The organism is Streptomyces sp. NBC_00028 (assembly GCF_045041065.1).
Classification (GTDB): domain Bacteria; phylum Actinomycetota; class Actinomycetes; order Streptomycetales; family Streptomycetaceae; genus Streptomyces.
This window is the reverse complement of the sequence record NZ_CP108293.1, coordinates 3,638,915-3,662,898: the sequence shown is the minus strand read 5'-3', so window position 1 is coordinate 3,662,898 and position 23,984 is coordinate 3,638,915. Positions and strand designations below refer to the sequence as shown.

At 71.9% G+C, this 23,984-nt stretch carries 17 protein-coding genes; 13 read left to right on the top strand and 4 right to left on the bottom strand.

Annotation, left to right across the window (positions count from 1 at the left end):
- Positions 1–288: 288 nt before the first annotated feature.
- The 3 genes from OG885_RS16035 (at position 289) to moeZ (ending at position 3,236) form a co-directional block, all read left to right on the top strand.
- Complete coding sequence (locus OG885_RS16035) at positions 289–1,251, top strand: NAD-dependent epimerase/dehydratase family protein (protein WP_405731490.1); 963 nt, start codon at positions 289–291, stop codon at positions 1,249–1,251.
- Entirely contained in the window at positions 1,239–1,994 is a 756-nt protein-coding gene (locus OG885_RS16030; RefSeq protein ID WP_405731487.1) for a spherulation-specific family 4 protein, read from the top strand. The genes OG885_RS16035 and OG885_RS16030 overlap by 13 nt, the downstream gene beginning before the upstream one ends.
- Before the next feature lie 63 nt (positions 1,995–2,057).
- Positions 2,058–3,236 carry an adenylyltransferase/sulfurtransferase MoeZ gene (gene moeZ, locus OG885_RS16025; protein WP_399948545.1) on the top strand — a complete coding sequence of 393 codons (1,179 nt, stop codon included), beginning with the start codon at positions 2,058–2,060 and terminating at the stop codon, positions 3,234–3,236.
- Positions 3,237–3,298: 62 nt separating this feature from the next.
- Here the strand turns inward: moeZ and OG885_RS16020 are convergent, their stop codons facing one another.
- The 3 genes from OG885_RS16020 to OG885_RS16010 form a co-directional block, all read right to left on the bottom strand.
- The gene (locus OG885_RS16020) at positions 3,299–4,861 is read right to left on the bottom strand and encodes an alpha/beta hydrolase (RefSeq protein ID WP_405731484.1); all 1,563 of its coding nucleotides are present in this window, start codon (positions 4,859–4,861) and stop codon (positions 3,299–3,301) included.
- A gap of 130 nt (positions 4,862–4,991) precedes the next feature.
- Positions 4,992–6,536 (bottom strand): alpha/beta hydrolase, encoded by a 1,545-nt coding sequence (locus OG885_RS16015; RefSeq protein ID WP_405731481.1) that lies wholly within the window; start codon positions 6,534–6,536, stop codon positions 4,992–4,994.
- 93 nt (positions 6,537–6,629) lie between these two features.
- Entirely contained in the window at positions 6,630–9,344 is a 2,715-nt protein-coding gene (locus tag OG885_RS16010; protein WP_405731478.1) for a lysylphosphatidylglycerol synthase domain-containing protein, read from the bottom strand.
- A gap of 186 nt (positions 9,345–9,530) precedes the next feature.
- On the opposite strand from OG885_RS16010, the gene OG885_RS16005 reads away from it, so the two are divergent.
- The 5 genes from OG885_RS16005 (at position 9,531) to nudC (ending at position 19,601) form a co-directional block, all read left to right on the top strand.
- Positions 9,531–9,908: an MGMT family protein gene (locus tag OG885_RS16005; protein WP_405731475.1), complete on the top strand. Its 378-nt coding sequence runs from the start codon at positions 9,531–9,533 to the stop codon at positions 9,906–9,908.
- Positions 9,909–10,210: 302 nt separating this feature from the next.
- Entirely contained in the window at positions 10,211–13,537 is a 3,327-nt protein-coding gene (locus OG885_RS16000) for an ATP-dependent helicase (RefSeq protein ID WP_405731471.1), read from the top strand.
- Positions 13,538–13,642: 105 nt separating this feature from the next.
- The gene (locus tag OG885_RS15995) at positions 13,643–17,179 is read left to right on the top strand and encodes an ATP-dependent DNA helicase (protein WP_405731468.1); all 3,537 of its coding nucleotides are present in this window, start codon (positions 13,643–13,645) and stop codon (positions 17,177–17,179) included.
- Positions 17,180–17,189: 10 nt separating this feature from the next.
- Positions 17,190–18,593 (top strand): dipeptidase, encoded by a 1,404-nt coding sequence (locus OG885_RS15990; protein WP_405731465.1) that lies wholly within the window; start codon positions 17,190–17,192, stop codon positions 18,591–18,593.
- A gap of 66 nt (positions 18,594–18,659) precedes the next feature.
- Complete coding sequence (gene nudC / locus OG885_RS15985; RefSeq protein WP_399948505.1) at positions 18,660–19,601, top strand: NAD(+) diphosphatase; 942 nt, start codon at positions 18,660–18,662, stop codon at positions 19,599–19,601.
- A 57-nt stretch (positions 19,602–19,658) separates the two neighbouring features.
- Here nudC and OG885_RS15980 read toward each other — a convergent pair whose 3' ends face one another.
- Complete coding sequence (locus OG885_RS15980) at positions 19,659–19,901, bottom strand: mycoredoxin (protein ID WP_307026129.1); 243 nt, start codon at positions 19,899–19,901, stop codon at positions 19,659–19,661.
- A gap of 184 nt (positions 19,902–20,085) precedes the next feature.
- Here OG885_RS15980 and OG885_RS15975 point away from each other — a divergent pair, with 184 nt between their 5' ends.
- The 5 genes from OG885_RS15975 (at position 20,086) to OG885_RS15955 (ending at position 23,980) form a co-directional block, all read left to right on the top strand.
- The gene (locus tag OG885_RS15975) at positions 20,086–22,287 is read left to right on the top strand and encodes an ATP-dependent DNA helicase UvrD2 (protein WP_405731461.1); all 2,202 of its coding nucleotides are present in this window, start codon (positions 20,086–20,088) and stop codon (positions 22,285–22,287) included.
- Between the two features lie 199 nt (positions 22,288–22,486).
- Positions 22,487–22,771, top strand: coding sequence for a hypothetical protein (locus tag OG885_RS15970; RefSeq protein WP_079311785.1), 285 nt, complete (start codon positions 22,487–22,489; stop codon positions 22,769–22,771).
- Positions 22,772–22,944: 173 nt separating this feature from the next.
- Positions 22,945–23,313, top strand: a complete 369-nt coding sequence (locus OG885_RS15965) for a WhiB family transcriptional regulator (RefSeq protein WP_399948501.1) — start codon at positions 22,945–22,947, stop codon at positions 23,311–23,313.
- A complete protein-coding gene (locus OG885_RS15960) occupies positions 23,310–23,636 on the top strand; it encodes a hypothetical protein (RefSeq protein WP_399948500.1) in 327 nt (108 codons plus the stop codon). The genes OG885_RS15965 and OG885_RS15960 overlap by 4 nt, the downstream gene beginning before the upstream one ends.
- Before the next feature lie 134 nt (positions 23,637–23,770).
- Positions 23,771–23,980: a hypothetical protein gene (locus OG885_RS15955; RefSeq protein WP_405731458.1), complete on the top strand. Its 210-nt coding sequence runs from the start codon at positions 23,771–23,773 to the stop codon at positions 23,978–23,980.
- The last annotated feature ends 4 nt before the right edge of the window (positions 23,981–23,984 follow it).

Sequence of the window (23,984 nt, the reverse complement as noted above, 5' to 3'; positions counted from 1 at the left end):
GTGACCGATTCCGCGCCGTTCCGAGGACGGACACCCCCCGGCGCGGCCCCGCCCAACAACGAACCCCGAGCGCCCGACACGAACCCGCACGGACGCACCCCGCGCTACCCACCCCGCCATCCCCCACCCCCACCCTCACCCCCGCCCCCACCCTCACCCCCGCCCCCACCCCGCACAGGCCGCCGCAGGCATCCCCGCCCACCGCCGGAGCCCGGAGGCACACCCTGCTGAAGGAGAGCACCAGATGATCACCTCCCGACCCGACCACGAGGCCCCGGGAGCAGCACGATGAGGGTCCTGCTGATCGGAGCCAACGGCTACCTCGGCCGCTTCGTGGCCGACCGCCTCCTCGCCGACCCGGCCGTCCAGCTCACCGCGCTGGGCCGCGGCGACGACGCCGACGTCCGCTTCGACCTCGCGTCCGGCAGCCCCGGCGCGCTCACCCGCTTCCTCGACGCGGTCCACCCCGGCGTCGTGGTCAACTGCGCCGGCGCGACAAGGGGCGGCGCCCGCGAACTCACCCGCCACAACACGGTCGCCGTGGCCACCGTCTGCGAGGCGCTGCGCCGCAGCGGCTGCGGCGCACGGCTCGTCCAGATCGGCTGCGGCGCCGAGTACGGCCCCAGCCAACCCGGCAGCTCCACCGCAGAGGACGCGGTCCCGCGCCCCGGCGGCCCGTACGGCGTCAGCAAACTCGCCGCCACCGAACTCGTCCTCGGCTCCGGTCTGGACGCCGTGGTCCTGCGGGTCTTCTCACCCGCGGGCCCGGGCACCCCCGCCGGCTCCCCGCTCGGCAGGCTCGCCGAGGCGATGCGCCGCGCCATGCAGTCCGGCGACGGCGAGCTGAAGCTCGGCGGCCTCGGCGTCCAGCGGGACTTCATCGACGTACGGGACGTCGCCCGCGCCGTGCACGCGGCGAGCCTGTCCGCCGCGCAGGGCGTCATCAACATCGGCTCCGGCCGCGCCGTCCGCCTCCGGGACGCCGCCGCGGTCCTCGCGCGCGTGGCCGGCTACGGCGGCGCCCTCCACGAGCTCGACGGTCCGCCCGGCCCGTCGCTGCGTCCCACCATCGGCCACCCCCGTCCCGAGCCGGACCACGCGGCCCCGGTCGCCTACCCGTACCCGGACGGCTGCGGCAGCTGGCAGCAGGCCGACGTACGCACCGCCCGCGACCGCCTCGGCTGGCGTCCCCGTATCAACCTCGAAGAGTCCCTGGCGGACATCTGGATGGAGGCGGCATGCCGCATCTGACCAGTACCAACCGAACGAAACAGGGCACCGGTCTGCACACCGGTCTAGGCATCCCGGGTTTCGCCCACCCCCTCGTCGCCCCCGCCGAGTGGGCCGAACTCACCCGCCCCCGCTCCGCGCCCCTGCACTGGGTCGTCCTCAATGTCGCCGACGGCCCGGGCAGCCGCCCCGACCCGCACTGTCTGGCGGCGGCGGGGCGCCTGCGCAACGCGGGTATCCGTGTCCTCGGACACGTCGACGCCACGTACGGGGCACGGTCGTTCGGGGAGATGGTCTCCGACGCGCACCGTTACATCGACTGGTACAAGGTCGACGGCTTCCTCCTCGACCGCTGCCCGACCGAACGCACCGCGCTCCCCGAGATCCGGCGCACGGTCACCACGCTGCGCGCGATAGCCGACAAGGACGCCCATGTCGTCCTCGGTCACGGCACCCATCCCTATCCCGGCTATGCCGAGAGCGCGGACCAGTTGGTCACCTTTTCCGGCCCATGGAGCGACTACCGCTGGTCGCAGGTGGCCGAGTGGACCGCCGACTATCCGCCCGACCGCTTCTGTCACTTCGTCCACGGCGTGCCGGCGCCGCATCTCGACGAGGCTCTGCGCATCGCCCGCTGGCAGGGAGCCGCCACTCTCTACTTCACCGACCGCACGGACCGCGACGGCCGGAGCGACCCCTGGGAGACGATGCCCGGCTACTGGGACGACATCGTCTCGCGGATCGGGACGGGTGTCTCGGAATGAAAAAGGCCATGGCAGTGTTACGGGGAGAACAACCGTAATGATTGACCGACCAACGGAGTCCCCGTGTCGCTGCCACCCCTGGTCGAGCCCGCTGCCGAGCTCACCGTAGACGAGGTCCGCAGGTACTCCCGCCACCTGATCATCCCCGACGTCGGGATGGACGGGCAGAAGCGGCTGAAGAACGCCAAGGTGCTGGCCGTCGGCGCCGGCGGCCTGGGCTCGCCGGCGCTGATGTACCTGGCCGCGGCGGGCGTCGGCACGCTGGGCATCGTGGAGTTCGACGAGGTCGACGAGTCGAACCTGCAGCGCCAGATCATCCACAGCCAGGCCGACATCGGCCGCTCCAAGGCCGAGTCCGCGCGCGACTCCGTCCTCGGCATCAACCCGTACGTGAACGTGGTCCTTCACGAGGAGCGGCTCGAGGCCGACAACGTGATGGACATCTTCAGCCAGTACGACCTGATCGTCGACGGCACGGACAACTTCGCGACCCGCTACCTGGTCAACGACGCCTGCGTGCTGCTCAACAAGCCGTACGTGTGGGGCTCGATCTACCGCTTCGACGGCCAGGCCTCCGTCTTCTGGTCCGAGCACGGGCCCTGCTACCGCTGCCTCTACCCGGAGCCCCCGCCGCCGGGCATGGTCCCCTCCTGCGCCGAGGGCGGCGTCCTTGGCGTGCTGTGCGCGTCCATCGGCTCCATCCAGGTCAACGAGGCCATCAAGCTCCTCGCGGGCATCGGCGAGCCCCTGGTCGGCCGCCTGATGATCTACGACGCCCTGGAGATGCAGTACCGCCAGGTCAAGGTCCGCAAGGACCCCAACTGCGCGGTCTGCGGCGAGAACCCGACCGTCACCGAGCTCATCGACTACGAGGCCTTCTGCGGCGTCGTCTCCGAGGAGGCCCAGGAGGCGGCCGCCGGCGCGACGATCACTCCCAAGCAGCTCAAGGAGTGGATCGACGACGGCGAGAACATCGAGATCATCGACGTCCGTGAGATCAACGAGTACGAGATCGTCTCGATCCCCGGCGCCAAGCTGATCCCGAAGAACGAGTTCCTCATGGGTACCGCCCTGGAGGGCCTCCCGCAGGACAAGAAGATCGTCCTGCACTGCAAGACGGGCGTCCGCAGCGCGGAGGTCCTCGCCGTGCTCAAGTCCGCCGGCTTCGCGGACGCGGTGCACGTCGGCGGCGGTGTGATCGGCTGGGTCAACCAGATCGAGCCGCACAAGCCGGTCTACTGACCGAAGGTCTGCCGTACGGCGGGGGCCGCGTGCACCACGGGTGCGCGCGGCCCCCGCCGTCGTCATGAGCAGACCTTGCCGTCCTTCGGCACCGTGCCCTTGAGCAGGTACGCGTTCACCGTCGAGTCGACACAGTCGCTCCCGCTGCCGTACGCGCCGTGTCCCTCGCCCTTCCAGGTGAGCTCCACACCGACGCCCTTGCCCAGCTCGTCCGCCATCTTCCGGGCGCCCTCGTAGGGGGTCGCCGGGTCGCCGGTGTTGCCGACCACGAGGACCGGCGCCGCGCCGGGCGCGCTCACCTCCGGGGTGTCCCACTGCCCGGCCACCGGCCAGTCGTGGCACCAGCCGGCCGTGTCCCAGCCCAGGAAGGCCCCGAAGACGGGCGAGAGCTTCTCGAACGTCGGCAGGAGCTTCTTCGTCTCCGCCGCGGTCGGCCGCTGCTTGTCGTCCAGGCACGATATGACCCGCTGGGAGTGGGTCGTCGTGCCGTAGTGGCCCGAGGTGTCCCGTTCGTTGTAGCCGTCGGCGAGTGTCAGCAGCTCCGAGCCGTCCCCCTCCTCCGCGGCCTTCAGCGCACTGGTCAGCGTCGGCCAACTGGCCTTGCTGTAGAGCGGCAGCACGATGCCGGTGACCGCGAGGGTCTGGGTCAGCTTCCGTGAGGTCCCCGTCGGCAGTGGGTTCGCGTCGAGGTCCTTCAGCAGCGTGGCGATCTTCCGCGTGCCCTGTTCGGGGTCCTGGCCGGTCGACTTCAGGTAGTCGTCCAGCGCGCGCTGGAAGCCCCGGGTCTGGTTCTCGGCGTGCCCCACGGTGTCGGCGCTCGGGTCGACGACCGCGTCGAGGATCAGCCGCCCCACGTTCTTCGGGAACAGATGGGCGTAGACGCCGCCGAGTTCGGTGCCGTACGAGATGCCGAAGTAGTGCATCTTCTCGTCGCCCAGCACCTGGCGCATCAGGTCCATGTCGCGGGCGGTGTCGGTGGTCGAGACATGCGCCAACAGCTCGCCGGCCGCCTTCTGACAGCCCTTGCCGAAGTCGGTGGCGTCCTGGAAGTAGGCGGCCTCCTCGGCCGCGGTGTCCGGCGTGGCGTCGATCGACTCGGCGGACTCGATCGCCCTGTCGCCGCGGCAGCGGACGCCTTCGCTTCCGCCGACCCCGCGCGGGTCCCAGCTCACCAGGTCGTACCGCTCGCGCAGGGGCGAGACCGTAGCGCCGTACAGCGGCATCATCGACACACCGGAGCCGCCCGGGCCGCCGAAGTTGAACAGCAGCGAGCCGATCTTGTCGTCGCCGCGCGCCTCGGCGCGGATCAGTGCGAGGCCGATGGTCTTCCCCGACGGCTTGGCCCAGTCCAGCGGCACCTTGAGCGTCGCGCACCGCCATTCGCTGCTCGGGGCGGGGGAGTCGGCGGTGCCCTTGCAGTCTTCCCAGTCGAGCTTCTGCGAGGTCAGCGAGGCGGGCAGCGCTGCCGCGGCCTCGGTGTCGGAGGGGCTCGACGACGGGCCGGACGCGTGGGTCTCCCCGTCGCCCCCGTCGCCCTTTCCGTCGTCGGACGAGCCGCCGCTACAGGCCCCCACCAGTAGTGCCGCGGCGGCGGCCAGAGCCGTCCACCGTACGAAACGCGTCATCGCAGTCCCCCCTCGCGGGCCGTCCGCATCGTGCCGCGGATGGCGGTCATGCCATGGTAGGCGGATCACACGACGACCGCCGAGGCCTGTGGATAACGTTCTGACCTGCACTTTTCTTGATGCGGGAGGGTCAGGAACACACGGTCCCGGCCGTCGGCACCCTGCCGTCCAGCAGATAGCCGTTCACCGCGCTCTGCACGCACTTGTTCTTGCTGTCGTAGGCGCCGTGTCCCTGGCCCTTGTACGTCAACTCGACGCCGACGCCCTCGCCCAGGGCGTCCACCATCCTTCGCGCCCCCTCGTACGGCGTGGCCGGATCGCCGGTGTTGCCGACGACGAGGATCGGCGCCGAGCCGGCCGCGCTCACGTCGGGGTGCTCGGCGGCGCCCTTCACGGCCCAGTCGGTGCAGCTGACCATTCCCCAGGCCAGATAGTCGCCGAAGACCGGGGAGGCGGACCGGAACTCGGGGAGCTTCTGCTCGACGTAGTCCTCGGTGTACCGGGCCTTGTCGTCCGCGCAGTTGATGGCGATGTTGGCCGCGGTGAGATTGCTGTACGTGCCGTCCTCGTTGCGCCCGTTCATGGAGTCGGCCAGCAGCATCAGGACCCTGCCGTCCCCGGCGTACGCCTGGTCCAGGCCCTCCGTCAGGTACTCCCAGAAGTCCTGCGAGTACAGCGACTGGGCGATGCCGCTGGTCGCCGCGGTCTGGGTCAGCTCACGCAGTCCGACCCCGGGGATCGGCGTTGTGTCGAGGTCCTTCAGGAGTTTGGCGATGCGGTCCTTGACGTCCTGTGCGGTGTCGCCGATCGGGCAGTCCTCGGTCTTCGACACACAGTCCTCGGCGAAGTTGTCGAGGGCGAGCTGGAAGCCCTTGGTCTGGCCGAGCGAGCCCTGCTCGGAGTCCTCGGTCGGGTCGACCACGGCGTCGAAGACGGCCCGGCCCACCCGCTTGGGGAACAAGTGGGCGTACACGCCGCCGAGTTCGGTGCCGTACGAGATGCCGAAGTAGTGCAGCCGGTCGTCGCCGAGGACCTGGCGCATCAGGTCCATGTCGCGGGCCGCGTCGGTGGTGCGCACATGGGGGAGCACCTTCTTGGAGTTGTCCTCGCAGGCCGCGTTGAACTCCTTGGTGTTGGCCAGGAGCTTGGTGCGCTCGGCCGTGTCGTCGGGGGTGGCGTCCTGCTGGAAGTACGCGTCGAGCTGGAGGTCGTCGAGGCATTCCACGGGGGCGCTGCGTCCCACTCCGCGCGGGTCGAAGCTCACCAGGTCGTACCGGGTGCGCAGTTTCGCGTAGTCCTCGCCGAAGGCGGGCAGGGTGGTGACGCCCGAGCCGCCGGGGCCGCCGAAGTTGAAGATCAGGGAGCCGATCCGCTTGCTCTCGTCGCCGCTCGTCCTCGCTCGGATCAGCGCCAGTCCGATCGTGTCGCCTTTGGGATCGGCCCAGTCGCGGGGCGCCTTGAGGGTGGCGCACTGCCACTCGTCGCCGTCGGGCAGAGGCGACGGGGCATCACCGCCGCCCTCCGCCGTGGACGGGGCCGGGCAGTCCTCCCAGCTCAGCTTCTGGGCCGTCAGATCCTGGTCCTTGGAGTCGTCGCCGCAGCCCGCCAGCACGCTGGACAGCAGGACGGCGGAGGCGGTCAGGGCAGCGGCCCGCAGACGGGGAGGGTTCGGCATGGTCCCATCCTGCGGGCGGGCAGGACGGCCCGCTCGGGGCACGGGCCGTACGAGGTACGCGCGCGTGCCCTGGTACGGGACCCGGGGTCGTGCCTACAGCGCTCCCTTGCGGGACAGGTGGTTGAAGGCCAGCCAGCCCGGCAGCACCGGCAGCCACAGGGTCAGCAACCGGTACAGGAGGACGGCGGGTGCGGCGACCTCGCTGGGCAGGCCCACGGCGATCAGACCGACCGTCAGGGTCGCCTCCACGGCGCCCACACCGCCCGGTGTCGGAGCCGCCGAACCGAGCGCGTTGCCGGCGAGGAAGACGACCGCGACGCTGGCGATGCTGAGCGAGGAACCCTCGGTGCCGAAGGCCCGGATCGAGGCGTCCAGACACATCACGAAGCAGGCGGTCAGCAGCAGCATGCCGCCGATGCCGGTGAAGAGCTTCTGCGGCCGCTGCAGCACGTCGAGCATGCGCGGGATGACGCCGGCGAAGAGCGAACGCACGCGCGTGACCACGAACTTCCGCAGGAACGGCACGGAGGTGACCACCAGCACGAGCACCGCCACCGTCAGCAGACCCGCGATGACCGTCCGGGAGGGCGACAGCGACGGCGTCTTCTCGGTGCCGGTCAGGTAGCCGAAGGAGAGCAGCATCAGGATGTGGCAGCCGAGTCCGAACAGCTGCGAGGCGCCGACACTGGCCACCGCGAGCCCGGGCCGCACTCCTTGGCGTTGCAGGAAGCGCGTGTTGAGGGCGACGCCGCCCACCGCGGCCGGCGCGACGATCTTCACGAAGGACCCGGCGACCTGCGCCCCCACGGTCCGCATGAAGGGCACCCGCTCGGGCACGAACCCCAGCAGCGACATCGCCGCCGCGAAGTAGCTCGCCGCCGAGAACAGCACGGCCGCCGCGACCCAGCCCCACTCGGCGTTCTGGATGAGGGGGCCGAACTCGATGTGGGTGAGCTGCGTCAGCAGGAAGTACGCGCCGATGGCACCGGCGATGACGCTGATGAGCGTGCGTGGCCGCACCCGCTCCAGACGGGCCGGCTCGACGGGCGCCTGGGGCCTGATCAGCAGCACCTCATGGCGGATGAGTGTGAGCAGATCGTCCTCGCGCGCCTCGTCCAGTGCCTCGTCGATGGCCCGCTTCTCGGCCCGCGCCTCCGCGCGTACGGCCTTCTTGTCGGGCTTGTCGAGGACCGGCTTGGCGTCCTCGTGGGCCTCTTCGAGCCTGGCCTGCTTGGCCTGTCGGGAGGCCTCAAGGATCGCGTCGCGCTCGCGCTGGGCGCGTTCCCGGGCCAGGGTGCGCAGGGTCGCGCGCGTGGAGCGGCTCAGGGCGATGGGCTGGAGCATCGGCAGACAGTCGGCGACGGCGTCCGGGCCGAGCACGTTCACCGCGGCCGCCACCGCGCGTTCGGCGCCCACGCGCAGCCCGAGTGTCACCAGCAGCTGGGAGATGTCCATGCGCAGCAGCAGGTCGCCGGCCGCGATCTCGCCGACGCGCAGGTCGGTGAGGATCACGGTGCCGGAACGATCCACCAGAATCGCGTCGCCCACGAGGCGCCGGTGCGCGATGCGCCGGGACTGCAGGGCCCGCACCTGGTGCCAGGTGTCACGCAGCAGGTCGTCGGTGATCTCCTCGTCCGCCAGTGAGTCGAGGGTGCGCCCGCCGGTGTGCTCGTAGACGAGCATCACGGCGTCGGGGCCGAGCTCGGAGGTCGCGATCAGCTTGGGCGCGTTGGCGCCGGCCGCGATGGCGGCATAGGCCAGCAGGGCCTCCTGCTCCAGGGCCTGGCGCAGGGAGGGCAGGCTGCTGCGGGTGGCGAAGCCGCGCAGGGTCAGATTCCTCCACGCGCGGTAGAAGAAGCCCTGCGCCTGCTGCTCCCGGTCGACGACCGTCACGTCGAGCGGCGGGCCGTCCTCCAGGGTGACGAAGTAGCGTCGGCCGCGGTCACCGGTCTCCGGGGTCTCCACGGCCTCCTCGCGGGCCGCGCTGACCGGGTGGAAGCCGACGTGCCGCAGGCCCGCCATCAGCGTGCGCCCGGTGGGCCGGACGTTGGGCGAGCCGACCGCGTACAGCGTCCCGTAGGCCACGGTCCAGCCGATGAGCACCGTCAGGATGATCGAGAACGGGGTCGTGTAGCCCGTGACGAGCATCGAGAAGGCGTCGAGCATCAGCACGATCCAGAGCACCGCGCGCCAGCGCGGCCGCCGGGACATGCCGACCGCCGTCATGTACGCGATGACCGGCGCGAGATAACCGTGCACCGGGTCGGTCAGGGCGTGGATGTCGCCCGGGGAGGGCTGGGTCAGCGCCTCCTGGATCGAGTCCGGAGCGGCCTTGGCGACCCAGAGGTCGGTGGCCAGGGTCACACCGTGGGCGAGGACCGCCGCGAGCACGCCGTCGGCGATGCGCAGCCCGTCGCGTTTGATCAGCCGCTCGATCGCGAAGGCGACCGGCACCAGCAGGATCGCGATGCTGGAGGCCAGGCCGGCGATCTTGATGAGCAGGTCGGGCGCCTGTCCGGTGCCCTTGTTGATGTCCTGTTCGAGGCCCGAGGTCGTGCCGTGCGCGAACGCGGCGATCGCCAGCAGCACGGCGACCGCGAGAACGCCCACCAGGAGCCGCATCAGGTCCGAGGGGCGGTGCACGCGCGCGGGGAGGAGGGGTTCGTCGCCCTCGACCTCTTCGGCGTGGGTCTCCTCGTCCAAGTCGGCGCTGGTCGCGGAGGTGTCGGCCGCGTCGTCGGCGCCGGGGCGCGACGAAGCGTCAGAGGTGCTCTCCGCGTCCTCCGGGGGCACGCCCTGTTGCTTCATCGTCTCTTCTTGATCTCGTATCACCGGTCACCGCCCGCACGATGGTGGCATGCTCCGCTGACACACCGGGGCGTCAGGGTGCACATGCGGGGGCGCACAGTCTGCCGGAAGCGCCGCTCCAGGGCGAGGGATCCCCGCGGTCGCCAGCGCGTCACATTGTCGGTGGGGTGGGGCAGGATGGGGCGGATGAGCGACGAGAGCCTTGCGCGGGACGTCCCGCCGGACGCCCTCCCGGAGTACGCCGAGCGCGTCCTCGAGGTGGCCGATCTCATCCCGCCCGGGCGCGTCATGACCTACGGCGACGTGGCCGAGTGGTTGGAGGAGGGCGGCCCGCGTCAGGTCGGCCGGGTGATGGCGCTCTACGGAGGCGCCGTCCCGTGGTGGCGTGTGGTCCGCTCGGACGGCGTGCTGCTGCCGGGCCACGAGCTGCGGGCGCTCGATCACTACCGGGCCGAGGGCACGCCCCTGAAGACGGCGAGCAGGGCCGCCGAGGGCCACATGCCGCGCCTGGACATGAAACGGGCGCGGTGGGACGGCGGTGAACGCGCGGAGGGTCACACCTGACAGCTTCCGCCATCGGACGGGCCCTGGGGGAGCCTGTGATCCGTACGGGGGAACAGGGGCACGTCCGTGGCATGGCGTACGTTCGAGGGGCGAGGGACGTACGTGCCGCGAGGGTCGCGAATGCTCCGGGGGACGTACGGGTCGAGAGTGCCGCGCGTGCTCCGAGGGAAGAAGCGGAAGCCCTGCTTCCGATCCGTTGGTCGGCGTAGCGTCGGCTGCACAGGCCCCCCTCACCCCGCGATCACCGCCCTGCACGCACGGCGGACAGCCAACCAGCACACCCACCAGGACCGGCGAACCACGTGAGCTCCTCTTCCTCCACCAGGCGCCTGGCGCACCCCCAGGTGCGCCAGGGGAACCGTGGCGCTTACCGACTGGTGCGTACCCCGCCGGCCCGCGTGGATCCCCCTCCTCTGGACGCCGCGCAGCGCTCCGTGGTTGAGCACAAGGGCGGCCCGTTGCTCGTCCTCGCAGGTCCGGGCACGGGCAAGACCACCACCCTCGTCGAGTCCGTGGCCGCGCGCATCGCCCGCGGCGGTGACCCCGCACGCGTGCTCGTGCTGACGTTCAGTCGCAAGGCCGCCGTCGAACTGCGTGACCGCATGGCGCTGCGCATAGGAGCAGGCCGGGCGCCGCAGGCGACCACGTTCCACTCGTTCTGCTACGCCCTGGTCCGCGCCCACCAGGACAGCGACCTGTTCGTGGAACCGCTACGGCTGCTCTCCGGCCCCGAGCAGGACGTCACCGTCCGCGAACTCCTGGCCGGCCAGCCCGACCTGGAGCGGCTCGGCCTCGCGCATGTGCGCTGGCCGGACGAACTGCGGGCCTGTCTGACCACCCGGGGCTTCGCCGACGAGGTCCGCGCGGTGCTCGCCCGCAGCCGCGAACTGGGCCTGGACCCGGCCGCCCTGGACGCCTTCGCCCGCCGTATCGGCCGCCCCGACTGGCGTGCCGCCGCGGCCTTCCTCGCCGAGTACCTCGACGTCCTCGACCTCCAGGGCGTCCTCGACTACGCCGAACTCGTCCACCGCGCGGTACTCCTCGCCCACAGCCCGGAGACCGCCGGGCGGCTCGCCGCGCAGTACGACGCCGTCTACGTCGACGAGTACCAGGACACCGACCCGGCCCAGGTGAGGCTCCTGCACGCCCTCGCAGGCGGCGGACGCACCCTCGTCGCGTTCGGCGACCCCGACCAGTCGATCTACGCCTTCCGCGGCGCCGACGTGAACGGCATCCTGGACTTCCCCGACGCCTTCCCGCGCGTGGACGGCCGCCCGGCGCCCGTCGAGGTCCTGCGCACCTCCCGCCGCTCCGGCGCCGGACTGCTGACCGCGACCCGGCTGCTGACCCAGCGCATGCCGCTCACCCGGCTGCCCGCCGAGAAGGTCCGCGCCCACCGCGAGCTCACACCGGTCAGGGAGGGCGGGCGCGTCGACGTCTTCACGTATCCCACGCCCGGTACGGAACTGGACAACGTCGCCGACATCCTGCGCCGGGCCCACCTGGAGGACGGCGTGCCCTGGGGCGAGATGGCCGTCCTGGTGCGCGCCGGGTCGCGCACCATCCCGACGGTGCGCCGGGCGCTCACGGCTGCGGGCGTACCCCTGGACATCGACGGCGACGACCTGCCGCTGCGGCACGAACCGGCGGTGGCCCCCCTGCTGACCGCACTGCGGGCGGTGGCGACGGCGGAGGCCGGGGCGCGGTCCGAGGAAGCTGAACCCCAGCCCCAGGAACCCGAGACCTGCTGGCTCGACACCGAGACCGCCCTCACCCTCCTCACCTCCTCCCTCGCCGGCATGGACGCCGCGGACCTGCGCCGTCTCGGCCGCGCCCTGCGCGACGAGGAGCGGGCCGCGGGCAACGCCCTGCCGCCACCCTCGGACGAGTTGCTCGCGCGGGCGCTCGCGGAGCCCGAGCGGCTGGCCGTGCACGACCCCGCGTACGCGCGAGGCGCCCAACGCCTGGGCGCACTGCTGCGCAAGGCCCGTGAGCGCCTCGCTGGCGGCGGCAGCGCCGAGGAGGCGCTGTGGGACCTGTGGAACGGCACACCGTGGCCCGCCCGCCTGGAGCGGGCCGCCCGGCGCGGCGGCGCGGCCGGCCGCAACGCCGACCGTGACCTGGACGCCGTGTGCGCGCTGTTCGCCACCGCCGCCCGCGCGGAGGAGCGCAGCGGCGGCCGGGGCGCCCTCAACTTCCTGGAGGAGATCGACGCCGAGGACATCGCCGCCGACACCCTCACGCGGCGTGCCGTACGCCCCGACGCCGTCCGTCTGATGACCGCGCACCGCTCCAAGGGCCTGGAGTGGCGTCTGGTCGTCGTCGCCGGCGTCCAGGAGGGTCTGTGGCCCGATCTGCGCCGCCGCGGCTCCCTCCTGGAGGCCGACCGCATCGGCCGCGACGGCCTCGCCGAACCGCTCACCCCGGGGGCGCTGCTGGCCGAGGAACGCCGCCTGTTCTACGTCGCCGCCACACGCGCGCGTGAGCGCCTCGTCGTCACGGCCGTGAAGGCCCCGGCCGACGACGGCGACCAGCCCTCCCGCTTCCTGACCGAGCTCGGCGTCGAACCCAAGGACGTCACCGGCCGCCCGCGCCGCCCCCTGTCCGTCGCCGCGCTCGTCGCCGAACTCCGCGCCACGACCGTCGACCCACGCGTGTCGGACGGCCTGAGGGAGGCCGCCGCCCGCCGGCTGGCCCGGCTCGCCGCCCTCACCGACGAGGACGGGCGCCCCCTCGTCCCCTCCGCCCACCCCTACCGCTGGTGGGGCATGTTCGAGCCGACCGAGTCCAAGGTGCCGCTGCGCGACCGCGACCAGCCCGTCGTGCTCTCCGGCAGCGCCCTCGACCAGCTCGCCAACACCTGCGCCCTGCAATGGTTCCTGGGCCGCGAGGTGAAGGCCGACGCGCCCGCGACGGTCGCCCAGGGCTTCGGCAACGTCGTGCACGTCCTCGCCGACGAGGTCGCCTCCGGACACACCCCGGCCGACCTCGCCGTCCTCATGGAGCGCCTCGACTCCGTGTGGAACGCCCTCGCCTTCGACGCGCCGTGGAAGTCGGCGCAGGAGAAGGAGAACGCGCGCGTGGCGCTCGAACGCTTCCTGAAGTGGCATGTCATGGACCGCACCGGCCGCACCCCGGTCGCCAGCGAACACGACTTCGACGTCACCCTCGAAGCCGGCGACTACGAGGTGCGCATCCGCGGCCAGATGGACCGCGTCGAGGCGGACGGCGACGGCCGCGCCTATGTCGTCGACTTCAAGACCGGCAAACAGGCGCCGACCGCGCGCGAGGTGGAGCACCACCCGCAGCTCGCCGTCTACCAGCTCGCCGTCCGCGAGGGCGCCGTCGACGAGGCCTTCGACGGCGTACGCCCCGAGCCGGGCGGCGCCGAACTCGTCCAGCTGCGCCAGGGCGCCGCCAAGCGCGACGGCGGCGAGACCCTGCCCAAGGTGCAGGCACAGGACCCCATCGAAGGCGCGGCGGGGGAGTGGGTCGGCGACCTGCTCGCGACGGCCGCCGGCAAGGTCCTCGACGAGCGGTTCACCCCGACCACCGGCCAGCACTGCACCCACTGCGCCTTCCAGGCGTCGTGCAGTGCCCGACCCGAGGGACGCCAGGTAGTGGAGTGACCGGACGGCTGTGACGCGTCGCACCACACGTACTGACCTGCGCTTCTCTCGAATCGGCGGTCGATTCGTCCTCGACTGTCAGTGGCCGCCGCTAGCCTCTGCGACATGCCCGCCCGTATCACCGATCCCGATCAGCTCAAGGAGCTCCTCGGTATCCCGTTCACCCCGGAGCAGACGGCCTGCATCGTCGCGCCGCCCGCGCCCCAGGTGATCGTGGCCGGCGCGGGCTCCGGCAAGACGACGGTGATGGCGGCCCGCGTGGTCTGGCTGGTCGGCACCGGCCAGGTCGCCCCCGAGCAGGTCCTCGGCCTGACGTTCACCAACAAGGCCGCCGGTGAACTCGCCGAGCGCGTCCGCAAGGCGCTGATCAAGGCGGGCGTCACCGACCCCGACATCATCGACCCGGACAACCCGCCGGGCGAGCCGGTCATCTCGACGTACCACGCGTTCGCGGGCCGCCTGCTCACCGACCACGGCCTGCGCATCGGCCTCGAACCGACGTCCCGCCTCCTGGCCGACGCCACCCGCTACCAGCTCGCCGCGCGCGTGCTGCGCGAAGCCCCCGGCCCCTACCCGGCGCTCACCCGCTCCTTCCCGGACCTCGTCGGCGACCTCCTCACCCTCGACGCCGAGCTCGCCGAACACCTCGTACGACCGGAGACCCTGCGGGCGTACGACGCCGAGCTGCTGCTCGCTCTCCAGGGCGCCAAGCTCACCAACGCGGACCTGCGCAAGGTCCCCGAAGCGGCCGCCGCCCGGCGTGAACTGGCCGAGCTGGTGGGCCGCTACCGGGCCGCGAAGCGTGAGCGCGACCTGCTCGACTTCGGCGACCAGATCGCCCTGTCCGCCGAGCTCGCCCAGATCCCCGAGGTGGGCCGCGTCCTGCGCGACGAGTTCCGGGTCGTCCTGCTCGACGAGTACCAGGACACGTCGGTCGCCCAGCGCATCCTCCTGGCGGGCCTCTTCGGGGGCGGGACCGGCCACCCCGTGACCGCGGTCGGTGACCCCTGCCAGGCGATCTACGGCTGGCGCGGCGCCTCCGTCGCCAACCTCGACGACTTCCCCGAGCACTTCGCCCACGCCGACGGCAGCCAGGCCACCCGCCAGGCGCTCAGCGAGAACCGCCGCAGCGGCGGCCGCCTCCTCGACCTCGCCAACGGCCTCGCCGAGCCGCTGCGGGCCATGCACGCGGGCGTGGAGGCCCTCCGCCCGGCGCCCGGTGCCGAACGCGACGGCGTGGTGCGCTGCGCCCTGCTGCGCACCCACGCCGAGGAGATCGACTGGATCGCCGACTCGGTCGCCCACCTGGTGAACACGGGCAAGGCGCCCGGCGAGATCGCCGTCCTGTGCCGTACGGCGACCGACTTCGCCGAGATCCAGGGCGCGCTGGTCGCCAGGGACGTCCCCGTCGAGGTCGTCGGGCTCTCCGGGCTGCTGCACCTGCCCGAGGTCGCCGACCTCGTCGCCGTCTGCGAAGTCCTCCAGGACCCCGGCGCCAACGCCTCCCTCGTCCGTCTGCTGAGCGGCCCGCGCTGGCGCATCGGCCCGCGCGACCTCGCCCTCCTAGGGCGCCGCGCCCGTCTGCTGGTGTCCCACGCGCGCGTGGACGCGGGCGACGACCGGGACCGCCGACTCGCGGAGGCCGTCGAGGGGGTCGACCCCTCCGAGGTGATATCGCTCGCGGACGCGCTGGACACGTTCGTGGAGCTGCCGTTCGCCACCGAGCGCGAGGAGGACGGTCTGCCGTTCTCGCCGGACGCGCGCGTGCGGTTCGCGCGGCTGGCCACCGAACTGCGCGACCTGCGCCGCTCCCTCTCGGATCCGCTGATGGACGTCCTGCACCGCGTCCTAGCGGTCACGGGCCTGGAAGTGGAGCTGTCGGCGTCCCCGAACGCCCTGGCCGCCCGCCGGCGCGAGACCCTGTCCAACTTCCTGGACGTCGCCGCCTCCTTCGCCGCAGGCGACGGAGAGGCCACCCTGCTGGCCTTCCTCGGCTTCCTGCGCACCGCCGCCCAATACGAGAAGGGCCTCGACAACGCGCTGCCCGGCGGCGAGAACACCGTCAAGGTGCTCACCGCCCACAAGTCCAAGGGCCTGGAATGGGACGTCGTCGCCGTCCCCGGCCTGGTCACCGGTACCTTCCCCAGCACCCAGGGCCGCGAGAAGTGGACCGCCCAGGGCAAGGTGCTGCCGCACGAACTGCGCGGCGACGCCGCCACCCTGCCCGACGTCGACGCCTGGGACTCGCGCGCCCTGAAGGCCTTCCAGGAGGCCATGAAGGACCACCAGCACACCGAGGAACTCCGCCTCGGCTACGTCACCTTCACCCGCCCCCGCTCGCTGCTCCTCGGCTCGGGCCACTGGTGGGGGCCCGCCCAGAAGAAGCCCCGGGGCCCCTCCGACTTCCTCCAGGCCCTCCACGACCACTGCGCGGCCGGACACGGCGAGATCGAGGCCTGGGCCGAGGAGCCCGCCGAGGACGAGGAGAACCCGGCCCTGCACCGGGCCACCGAGGACCAGGTGTGGCCGCTGCCCCTGGACGACGCGTCCCTGGCCCGCCGCCGCACCGCCGCCGAGACGGTCCTGGCCCACCTGGAGCGCCTCGCCTCCCGCGCGGACGCCCACGACCCGGACGACTACGAGGACCCCGACTGGCCGCCCCCGCCCGAGGACGACGAAGGCTCCTACGATGAAGCCCCCTACGAGGAGGAGCCCTCCTCCGAGGACGACCTGAACGATCCGGACGACTGGGACTCCTGGACCACGGACCGTCCCTCGGTCCCGCACCAGGCGACCGCGCCGGAACCCCAGGCGCAGGCCCCACACGCGCTCCCGCACCCCACAGACCGGGAACCCTTCACCCCGGAACCCGGCCCCGTCGCCCCGGAGCCCGCCCCCTTCACCCCGGAGGAAGCCCGGACGCTCGCCTCCTGGGACCGCGACCTCGACGCCCTCACCGGCGAGCTCCTGCGCGCGCGGGAGGCCGTCACCGACGTACCCCTGCCCGCCTCGCTCACCGTCTCCCAGCTGATGCGCCTGGCCGAGGACCCGGACGGATTCGCGCAGGAACTCGCGCGCCCCATGCCGCGCCCCCCGCAACCGTCCGCGCGCCGGGGCACCCGGTTCCACGCCTGGGTGGAAGCCCGCTTCGAAGAGCTGACGCTGCCCATGCTCGACCCGGAGGAGCTGCCCGGCAGCGAGGCCGACATCGCCGACGAACGCGACCTTGAGGCCCTCAAGGAGGCCTTCGAACGCACCGAGTACGCCCACCGCACGCCGTACCGCGTGGAGGCACCGTTCCAGCTCGCCATCGCGGGCCGGGTGGTCCGGGGGCGCATCGACGCCGTCTACCGGCAGGACGACGGCGGGACGACGTCGTACGAGATCGTCGACTGGAAGACCAGCCGCGACGGTACGTCCGACCCCCTGCAACTCGCCCTCTACCGGCTCGGCTGGGCCGAGCAGCAGGGAGTGCCGCCGGAGTCGGTCACGGCCGCGTTCGTGTTCGTGCGCACCGGCGAGGTCGTACGGCCGGACGGTCTGCCCGGGCGCAGAACGTTGGAGCGATTGCTTCTGGAGGGCTCCTCCGCGCAAGCAAACTGTGAGGAACCGCCCACCGAGGATGTCGGTGCGGGCCGATAGGCTCGTGACCATGAGCCTGACCCCGGACAGCGCCGTCCGTACGTACATCGAGCAGCACCGCACCGCCTTCCTCGACGACCTCGCCGAGTGGCTGCGCATCCCCTCCGTGTCGGCCCAGCCCGACCACGCGCCCGACGTACGCCGCAGCGCCGACTGGCTCGCCGCCAAACTCACCGAGACCGGCTTCCCGACCACCGAGGTCTGGCCGACCCCGGGCGCCCCCGCCGTCTTCGCGGAGTGGCCCTCCGACGTCCCCGGCGCACCCACGGTCCTGGTCTACGGTCACCACGACGTACAGCCCGCCGCCCTGGCGGACGGCTGGGACAGCGAGCCCTTCGAACCCGTCGTCCGCGACAACCGCCTCTACGCGCGCGGGGCGGCCGACGACAAGGGCCAGGTGTTCTTCCACACACTCGGCGTCCGCGCCCACCTCGCCGCCACCGGCCGCACGGCCCCCGCCGTCAACCTCAAACTGCTCATCGAGGGCGAGGAGGAGTCCGGTTCGCCGCACTTCCGTGCCCTCGTCGAGGAGCACGCGGAGCGCCTCGCCGCCGACGCCGTCATCGTCTCCGACACCGGCATGTGGGCCGAGGACACCCCCACCGTCTGCACCGGCATGCGGGGCCTCGCCGAGTGCGAGATCCAGCTGTACGGCCCCGACCAGGACATCCACTCCGGATCCTTCGGCGGTGCCGTGCCCAACCCGGCGACCGCCGTGGCCCGCCTGGTCGCCGCGCTGCACGACGAGCACGCACGCGTGGCCGTCCCCGGCTTCTACGACGGCATCGTCGAACTGACCGACCGTGAGCGCGCCCTCCTCGCCGAGCTGCCCTTCGACGAGGAGCAGTGGCTGCGCACCGCCAAGTCGTACGCCACCCAGGGCGAGGCCGGGCACACCACCCTGGAGCGCATCTGGGCCCGCCCCACCGCCGAGGTCAACGGCATCGGCGGCGGCTACCAGGGAGCCGGCAGCAAGACCGTCATCCCGTCCTCCGCCATGGTGAAGCTGTCCTTCCGGCTCGTCGCCGGACAGGAACCCGACCACGTCGAGAAGGTCGTCCGCGCGTGGGCCGCCACCCAGGTACCCGCCGGGATCCGCTGCGAGATCACGTTCAGCGGCGGCACGCGCCCGTGTCTGACCCCGCTGGACCACCCGGCCCTCGAGTCCGTCGTCCGCGCGATGGGCCGCGCCTTCGAGAAGCCCGTCCGCTTCACCCGCGAGGGAGGGTCGGGGCCGGCGGCCGACCTCCAGGAGGTCCTGGGCGCCCCCGTGCTCTTCCTCGGCATCTCCGTCCCGTCCGACGGCTGGCACGCGCCCAACGAGAAGGTCGAACTGGATCTCCTCCTCAAGGGCGTCGAGACCACCGCGTACCTGTGGGGCGACCTGGCGGAGCACTGGCGCCATGAGCCCTGAACCTCGACCGTCCCGCCGAACCGCCCGCCGAAACAATCCGTTCCACCGGGGGAGTTGGAAGCACCCGTGACCACCTGGACCGACCACACCGCCGACCGACCCATCTCGCTCACCGCCCCCAGCGGCATCGACCGGGCCGCCCACCACCGGCTCGACGAGGCCTGGCTCGCGGCGGCCTGGAGCCACCCCACGACCCGTTGTTTCGTGGTCTCCGGCGGTCAGGTCCTCATCGACGAGACGGCCGAGGGCCGCACCGAACTCGTCATGACGCCCGCCTTCGAGGCTCCGCTCACCGAGGCCCACCGCTACTTCCTCGGCATCGACGAGGACGGCGTCAGCTACTTCGCCCTCCAGAAGGACACCCTGCCCGGCCGTATCGACCAGTCGGCCCGTCCGGCGGGCCTGCGGGAGGCGGGCCTGCTGCTGTCGCCGCGCGAGGCGGGCCTCATGGTCCACGCCGTCGGTCTGGAGAACTGGCAGCGCACCCACCGCTTCTGCTCCCGCTGCGGCGAGCGCACCGTCATCGCCGCCGCCGGGCACATCCGCCGCTGCCAGGCCTGCGGCGCCGAGCACTACCCGCGCACCGACCCCGCCGTGATCATGGCGGTCACCGACGAGGACGACCGCATCCTGCTCGGCCGCCAGGTCCACTGGCCCGAGGGCCGCTTCTCGACGCTCGCCGGCTTCGTCGAGCCCGGCGAGTCCATCGAGCAGGCGGTGCGCCGGGAGGTCTTCGAGGAGGCCGGCGTCTCCGTCGGTCAGGTCGAGTACGTCGCCAGCCAGCCCTGGCCGTTCCCGTCCAGCCTCATGCTCGGCTTCCTGGCCCGCGCCACCTCCACCGAGATCAACGTCGACGGCGACGAGATCAGCGAGGCCCGCTGGTTCTCCCGCGACGAGCTGGGCGCCGCCTTCGACTCCGGCGAGGTCCTGCCGCCGTACGGCATCTCGATCGCGGCCCGGCTGATCGAGCTCTGGTACGGCAAGCCACTGCCGACGCGCAGCGTCTGAGCATGCGAAGGGGCCGCTCCCAGCAAAGGGAGCGGCCCCGAAGCGCCGTACGTCCGCTCAGGCGGCGATCTTCTGCTTCACCTGGGCCAGCGACGGGTTCGTGAGCGTCGAACCATCGGCGAACAGCACGGTCGGAACCGTCTGGTTTCCGCCATTCGCCTTCTCCACGAACGCGGCGGACGCCGGGTCCTGCTCGATGTTGATCTCGGTGTACGCGATGCCTTCGCGGTCCATCTGCTTCTTCAGCCGCTGGCAGTAACCGCACCACGTGGTGCTGTACATCGTCACAGTGCCCTGCATGTCTCGCGCGCTCCTCTGGTGGCTCGGGGGAAGAGGTCGTCCAGTGGGGGAAACGTACGCGAGCGGGTCACCATTCCCACCCGGGGTATCCCCGCACGTGACGCCTGCCGCATTAGTACGACTGCGAGCCCCTGCCTGTGGACAACCGGCACAGCCGTCTCCGCCGACCTGGCAGCATGGCGGTGTGACAGCAGCAACGCACTCCCCCCTCTTCCCGCAGGTACCGGACTCGGCCGACGCGGTGCTCGAAGGGCTCGACCCCGAGCAGCGCGAGGTGGCCACCGCCCTGCACGGCCCGGTGTGCGTGCTGGCCGGAGCCGGGACCGGCAAGACCCGGGCGATCACCCACCGCATCGCCTACGGCGTGCGCGCCGGCATCCTCCAGCCCTCCAGCGTGCTGGCCGTCACCTTCACCAACCGCGCCGCCGGCGAGATGCGCGGCCGGCTGCGCCAGCTCGGCGCGGCCGGGGTCCAGGCCCGTACGTTCCACTCGGCCGCCCTGCGTCAGCTCCAGTACTTCTGGCCGAAAGCCGTCGGTGGCTCCATGCCCCGGCTCGTCGACCGCAAGATCCAGCTCGTCGTCGACGCGGCCGCCGCCTGCCGCATCCGCCTCGACCGCGGCGAGCTGCGGGACGTCACCGCCGAGATCGAGTGGTCCAAGGTCACCCAGACCGTCCCCGGCGACTACGCCCTCGCCGCCGCCAAGGCCGGCCGTGAGTCCCCCCGCAACCCGGCCGAGATCGCCCAGCTCTACGCCGCCTACGAGGCCCTCAAGCGGGACCGCGCGGTCATCGACTTCGAGGACGTCCTGCTGCTGACGGTGGCCGTCCTCCAGGACCGGCACGACATCGCCGACCAGGTCCGCGCCCAGTACCAGCACTTCGTCGTCGACGAGTACCAGGACGTCAGCCCCCTCCAGCAGCGGCTGCTGGAGCTCTGGCTCGGCGACCGCGACAGCCTCTGCGTGGTCGGCGACGCCAGCCAGACGATCTATTCGTTCACAGGAGCAACTCCCGACCATCTTCTCGACTTCCGCACCCGCCACCCCGGCGCCACCGTCGTCAAGCTGGTCCGCGACTACCGCTCCACCCCCCAGGTCGTCCATCTCGCCAACGGTCTGCTCTCCCAAGCCAGCGGTCGCGCCGCCGACCACCGTCTGGAGCTGGTCTCGCAGCGCGCCCCGGGCCCCGAACCCGTCTACAGCGAGCACACCGACGAGCCCGCCGAGGCCGAGGGCGCCGCCCGCCGCATCCGCGAACTGCTGGCCGCCGGCGTCCAGGCCGCCGAGATCGCCGTGCTGTTCCGTACGAACGCCCAGTCCGAGACCTACGAGCAGGCGCTCGCCGACGCCGGCATTCCCTACCAGCTGCGGGGTGCCGAGCGCTTCTTCGACCGCCCCGAAGTGCGCAGAGCCATCGTCAACCTGCGCGGCGCGGCCCGCTTCGGCGGCAACGACTCACGGCTGGACGACGCCCCCGACCTGCCCTCCCAGGTACGGGCCGTCCTCTCCGGCGAGGGCTGGACCGCGCAGCCCCCGGCGGGCTCCGGCGCGGTCAGGGAACGCTGGGAGTCGCTCGCCGCACTGGTGAACCTCGCCCAGGACTTCACCGCCGCCAGAGCCGACGCCACCCTCGCCGACCTGGTCGCCGAGCTCGACGAGCGGGCGAACGCCCAGCACGCCCCGACCGTCCAGGGCGTCACCCTCGCCTCCCTGCACTCGGCCAAGGGCCTGGAGTGGGACGTCGTCTTCCTGGTCGGCGTCGCCGAGGGCATGATGCCGATCACCTACGCAAAGACCGACGAGCAGATCGAGGAGGAGCGCCGCCTCCTCTACGTCGGTGTCACCCGCGCCCGCGAACACCTCCATGTCTCCTGGGCCCTCTCCCGCTCGCCCGGCGGTCGCCCCAACCGCCGCCCCAGCCGCTTCCTCGACGGACTGCGCCCCGGCTCGGCCACGGCCGTGGGGCGGACCGGCGGCGGAGGCCCCGGGGGCGTCGAACGGGGCTTCACGAGCAGTACGGCGGCCGACGTGGTGCCGCGCCGGACCCAGCGCACCCCCGCCCGCTGCCGGGTCTGCGGCCGCACGCTCACCGACGCCGGCGAGATGAAGCTGATGCGCTGCGAGGACTGCCCCTCCGACATGGACGAGGGTCTCTACGAGCGGTTGCGCGAGTGGCGGGGCACCCAGGCGCGGCTCAGCGGTCAGCCGGACTTCTGTGTCTTCACGGACCGGACCCTGATCGCCATCGCCGAGACGGAGCCGAGCACTCCGGCCGAGCTGTCGCGCATCCCCGGCGTCCTCAAGCGCAAGCTCGACCGCTACGGAGCCGATGTTCTGGCCATCTGCGCAGGCCAGGACCCCGGGGCGGAAGAAGTTGGGGACTGAGGCGAACTCGTCGAAAAAATAGTTTGCGCATGCCCCGGCAATCCCCATAGGTTCTTAGGCGTTGGAACGGAGGCCTTCTCTGAGGGCCCTCTTCCATGCTGTACTTACATACCCGTAGGACTGGCTCACCCCAGTCCCCCCGAGACGCCGAGAGGAGGCGAGTCCAGTGACCAGCATCAACGCCAGCTTCACCGCGAAAATGACCGATCGCTCGGTCGTCGCCTCCCTGTGCATGCTCGCCGTCTCGAACCAGGGCACCGGTCTGTCCGGCATTCGTGTCGCCGGCCCGGCGTCCTCCGTGTCTCTCGCGGGTCTCCCCGTTCGTGAGCGCAATGAGCGACCGACCAAGGCACTGGAAGCAGTAGAGGGACAGGCGCATGCCTATGCCTTTACGGCAGCCGGTGCCGGAAGCCGGAAGCAGGCAACGCAGCACCACCTGATGTGGGCCTTCCGTGGGCCAGAACCCTGGAGTGATCCAGCCTGATCGACTCAGGCCGGCGCCTTCAGGGCCGCGGAACCCCATCCGGGATCCGCGGCCCTTTTGTTTTCCCCTCACCGGGAGAACGGACGAAGGAGCCTCGGGACAAGAAAAGAACCCGGTACCAAGCCGACCACCGGTCCAACAGGACCGGACCGACCAGACGAGGAAAACCAACCGTGCAACTCGAAGCGCACGCCCCGTCCGTACCGCCTTCAGACGCGATCCCCAAGCCCGGCCTCACGGAGGACTCCACCTTGATCCCGCTCACCGCGCTCACCGCGCTCGACGACGCCATCGAGAACCTCGGCGTACCCGTCCCCTGCCGTTCCTACGACCCGGAGGTCTTCTTCGCCGAGTCGCCGGCCGACGTCGAGTACGCCAAGTCGCTCTGCCGCACCTGCCCGCTGATGGAGGCCTGCCTCGCCGGCGCCAAGGAGCGGCGTGAGCCCTGGGGCGTCTGGGGTGGCGAGCTGTTCGTCCAGGGTGTCGTCGTCGCCCGGAAGCGGCCGCGTGGTCGCCCGCGCAAGAACCCGGTCACGGCATGAACACCATCGCAGGAACGATCGACCGCCCCCTCACGCACGACCCCAAGAAGCAGGCCCCGATGAAGCCGTCCACCACTGAGCCCGCCGGCTCCGCGATTCCAGACTTCACCATCACCGGTGCGACCGACTTGCGCCAGAACAGGACCCGAGAGATGCAACTCCAACCAGAAGCCCTGGCTCGTGCGCATATGCACGAGCGACTGCACGCCGCGCAGCAGGAGCGCCGGGCCGTGAGCCTGGCGGCCGCGCGCCGGATGCAGCGCAGGGCCGAGCGCGCCTCGATGCGCGCCCGCCGTGCGCTCGCCATCGCGGTCATGCAGTGATCACCACCACCTGAAGCGGTGGCCTCCCGGACCCGGGAGGCGAATGCTCCCCGCGGGGGCCGGTCTGTCCGAACGGACCGGCCCCCGCGGTGCGTTGTGCGCCGTTCCGCCGGGCGCGGGGATATCGTCGCGGCGTGACGAGTCTTCCCGGCGGTAGTGACGAGGGCGGCTCCGCCCCGGAGCCCCCGCCACTCGTGTGCGCCCGCTGCGGTGTCACCGCCGACGGCCCGCGACCTACCTGGACCTGCTCCGTGGAGAACGGCGTCCGCGAGTACTTCTGCGACACCTGCTCCAGGGAGAACCTCAGGGCGATCGAGGGGCGGCTGGACTCGGCCTGGTGGTAGGCCC

Excerpts from the sequence above, each read along its gene's own strand:
- OG885_RS16035 (WP_405731490.1), top strand. The coding sequence starts at position 289 with ATGAGGGTCCTGCTGATCGGAGCCAACGGCTACCTCGGCCGCTTCGTG.
- OG885_RS16030 (WP_405731487.1), top strand. The coding sequence starts at position 1,239 with ATGCCGCATCTGACCAGTACCAACCGAACGAAACAGGGCACCGGTCTG.
- OG885_RS16020 (WP_405731484.1), bottom strand. The coding sequence starts at position 4,861 with ATGACGCGTTTCGTACGGTGGACGGCTCTGGCCGCCGCCGCGGCACTA.
- OG885_RS16015 (WP_405731481.1), bottom strand. The coding sequence starts at position 6,536 with ATGCCGAACCCTCCCCGTCTGCGGGCCGCTGCCCTGACCGCCTCCGCC.
- OG885_RS16010 (WP_405731478.1), bottom strand. The coding sequence starts at position 9,344 with ATGAAGCAACAGGGCGTGCCCCCGGAGGACGCGGAGAGCACCTCTGAC.
- OG885_RS16005 (WP_405731475.1), top strand. The coding sequence starts at position 9,531 with ATGAGCGACGAGAGCCTTGCGCGGGACGTCCCGCCGGACGCCCTCCCG.
- OG885_RS15995 (WP_405731468.1), top strand. The coding sequence starts at position 13,643 with ATGCCCGCCCGTATCACCGATCCCGATCAGCTCAAGGAGCTCCTCGGT.
- OG885_RS15990 (WP_405731465.1), top strand. The coding sequence starts at position 17,190 with ATGAGCCTGACCCCGGACAGCGCCGTCCGTACGTACATCGAGCAGCAC.
- OG885_RS15980 (WP_307026129.1), bottom strand. The coding sequence starts at position 19,901 with ATGCAGGGCACTGTGACGATGTACAGCACCACGTGGTGCGGTTACTGC.
- OG885_RS15970 (WP_079311785.1), top strand. The coding sequence starts at position 22,487 with ATGACCGATCGCTCGGTCGTCGCCTCCCTGTGCATGCTCGCCGTCTCG.
- OG885_RS15960 (WP_399948500.1), top strand. The coding sequence starts at position 23,310 with ATGAACACCATCGCAGGAACGATCGACCGCCCCCTCACGCACGACCCC.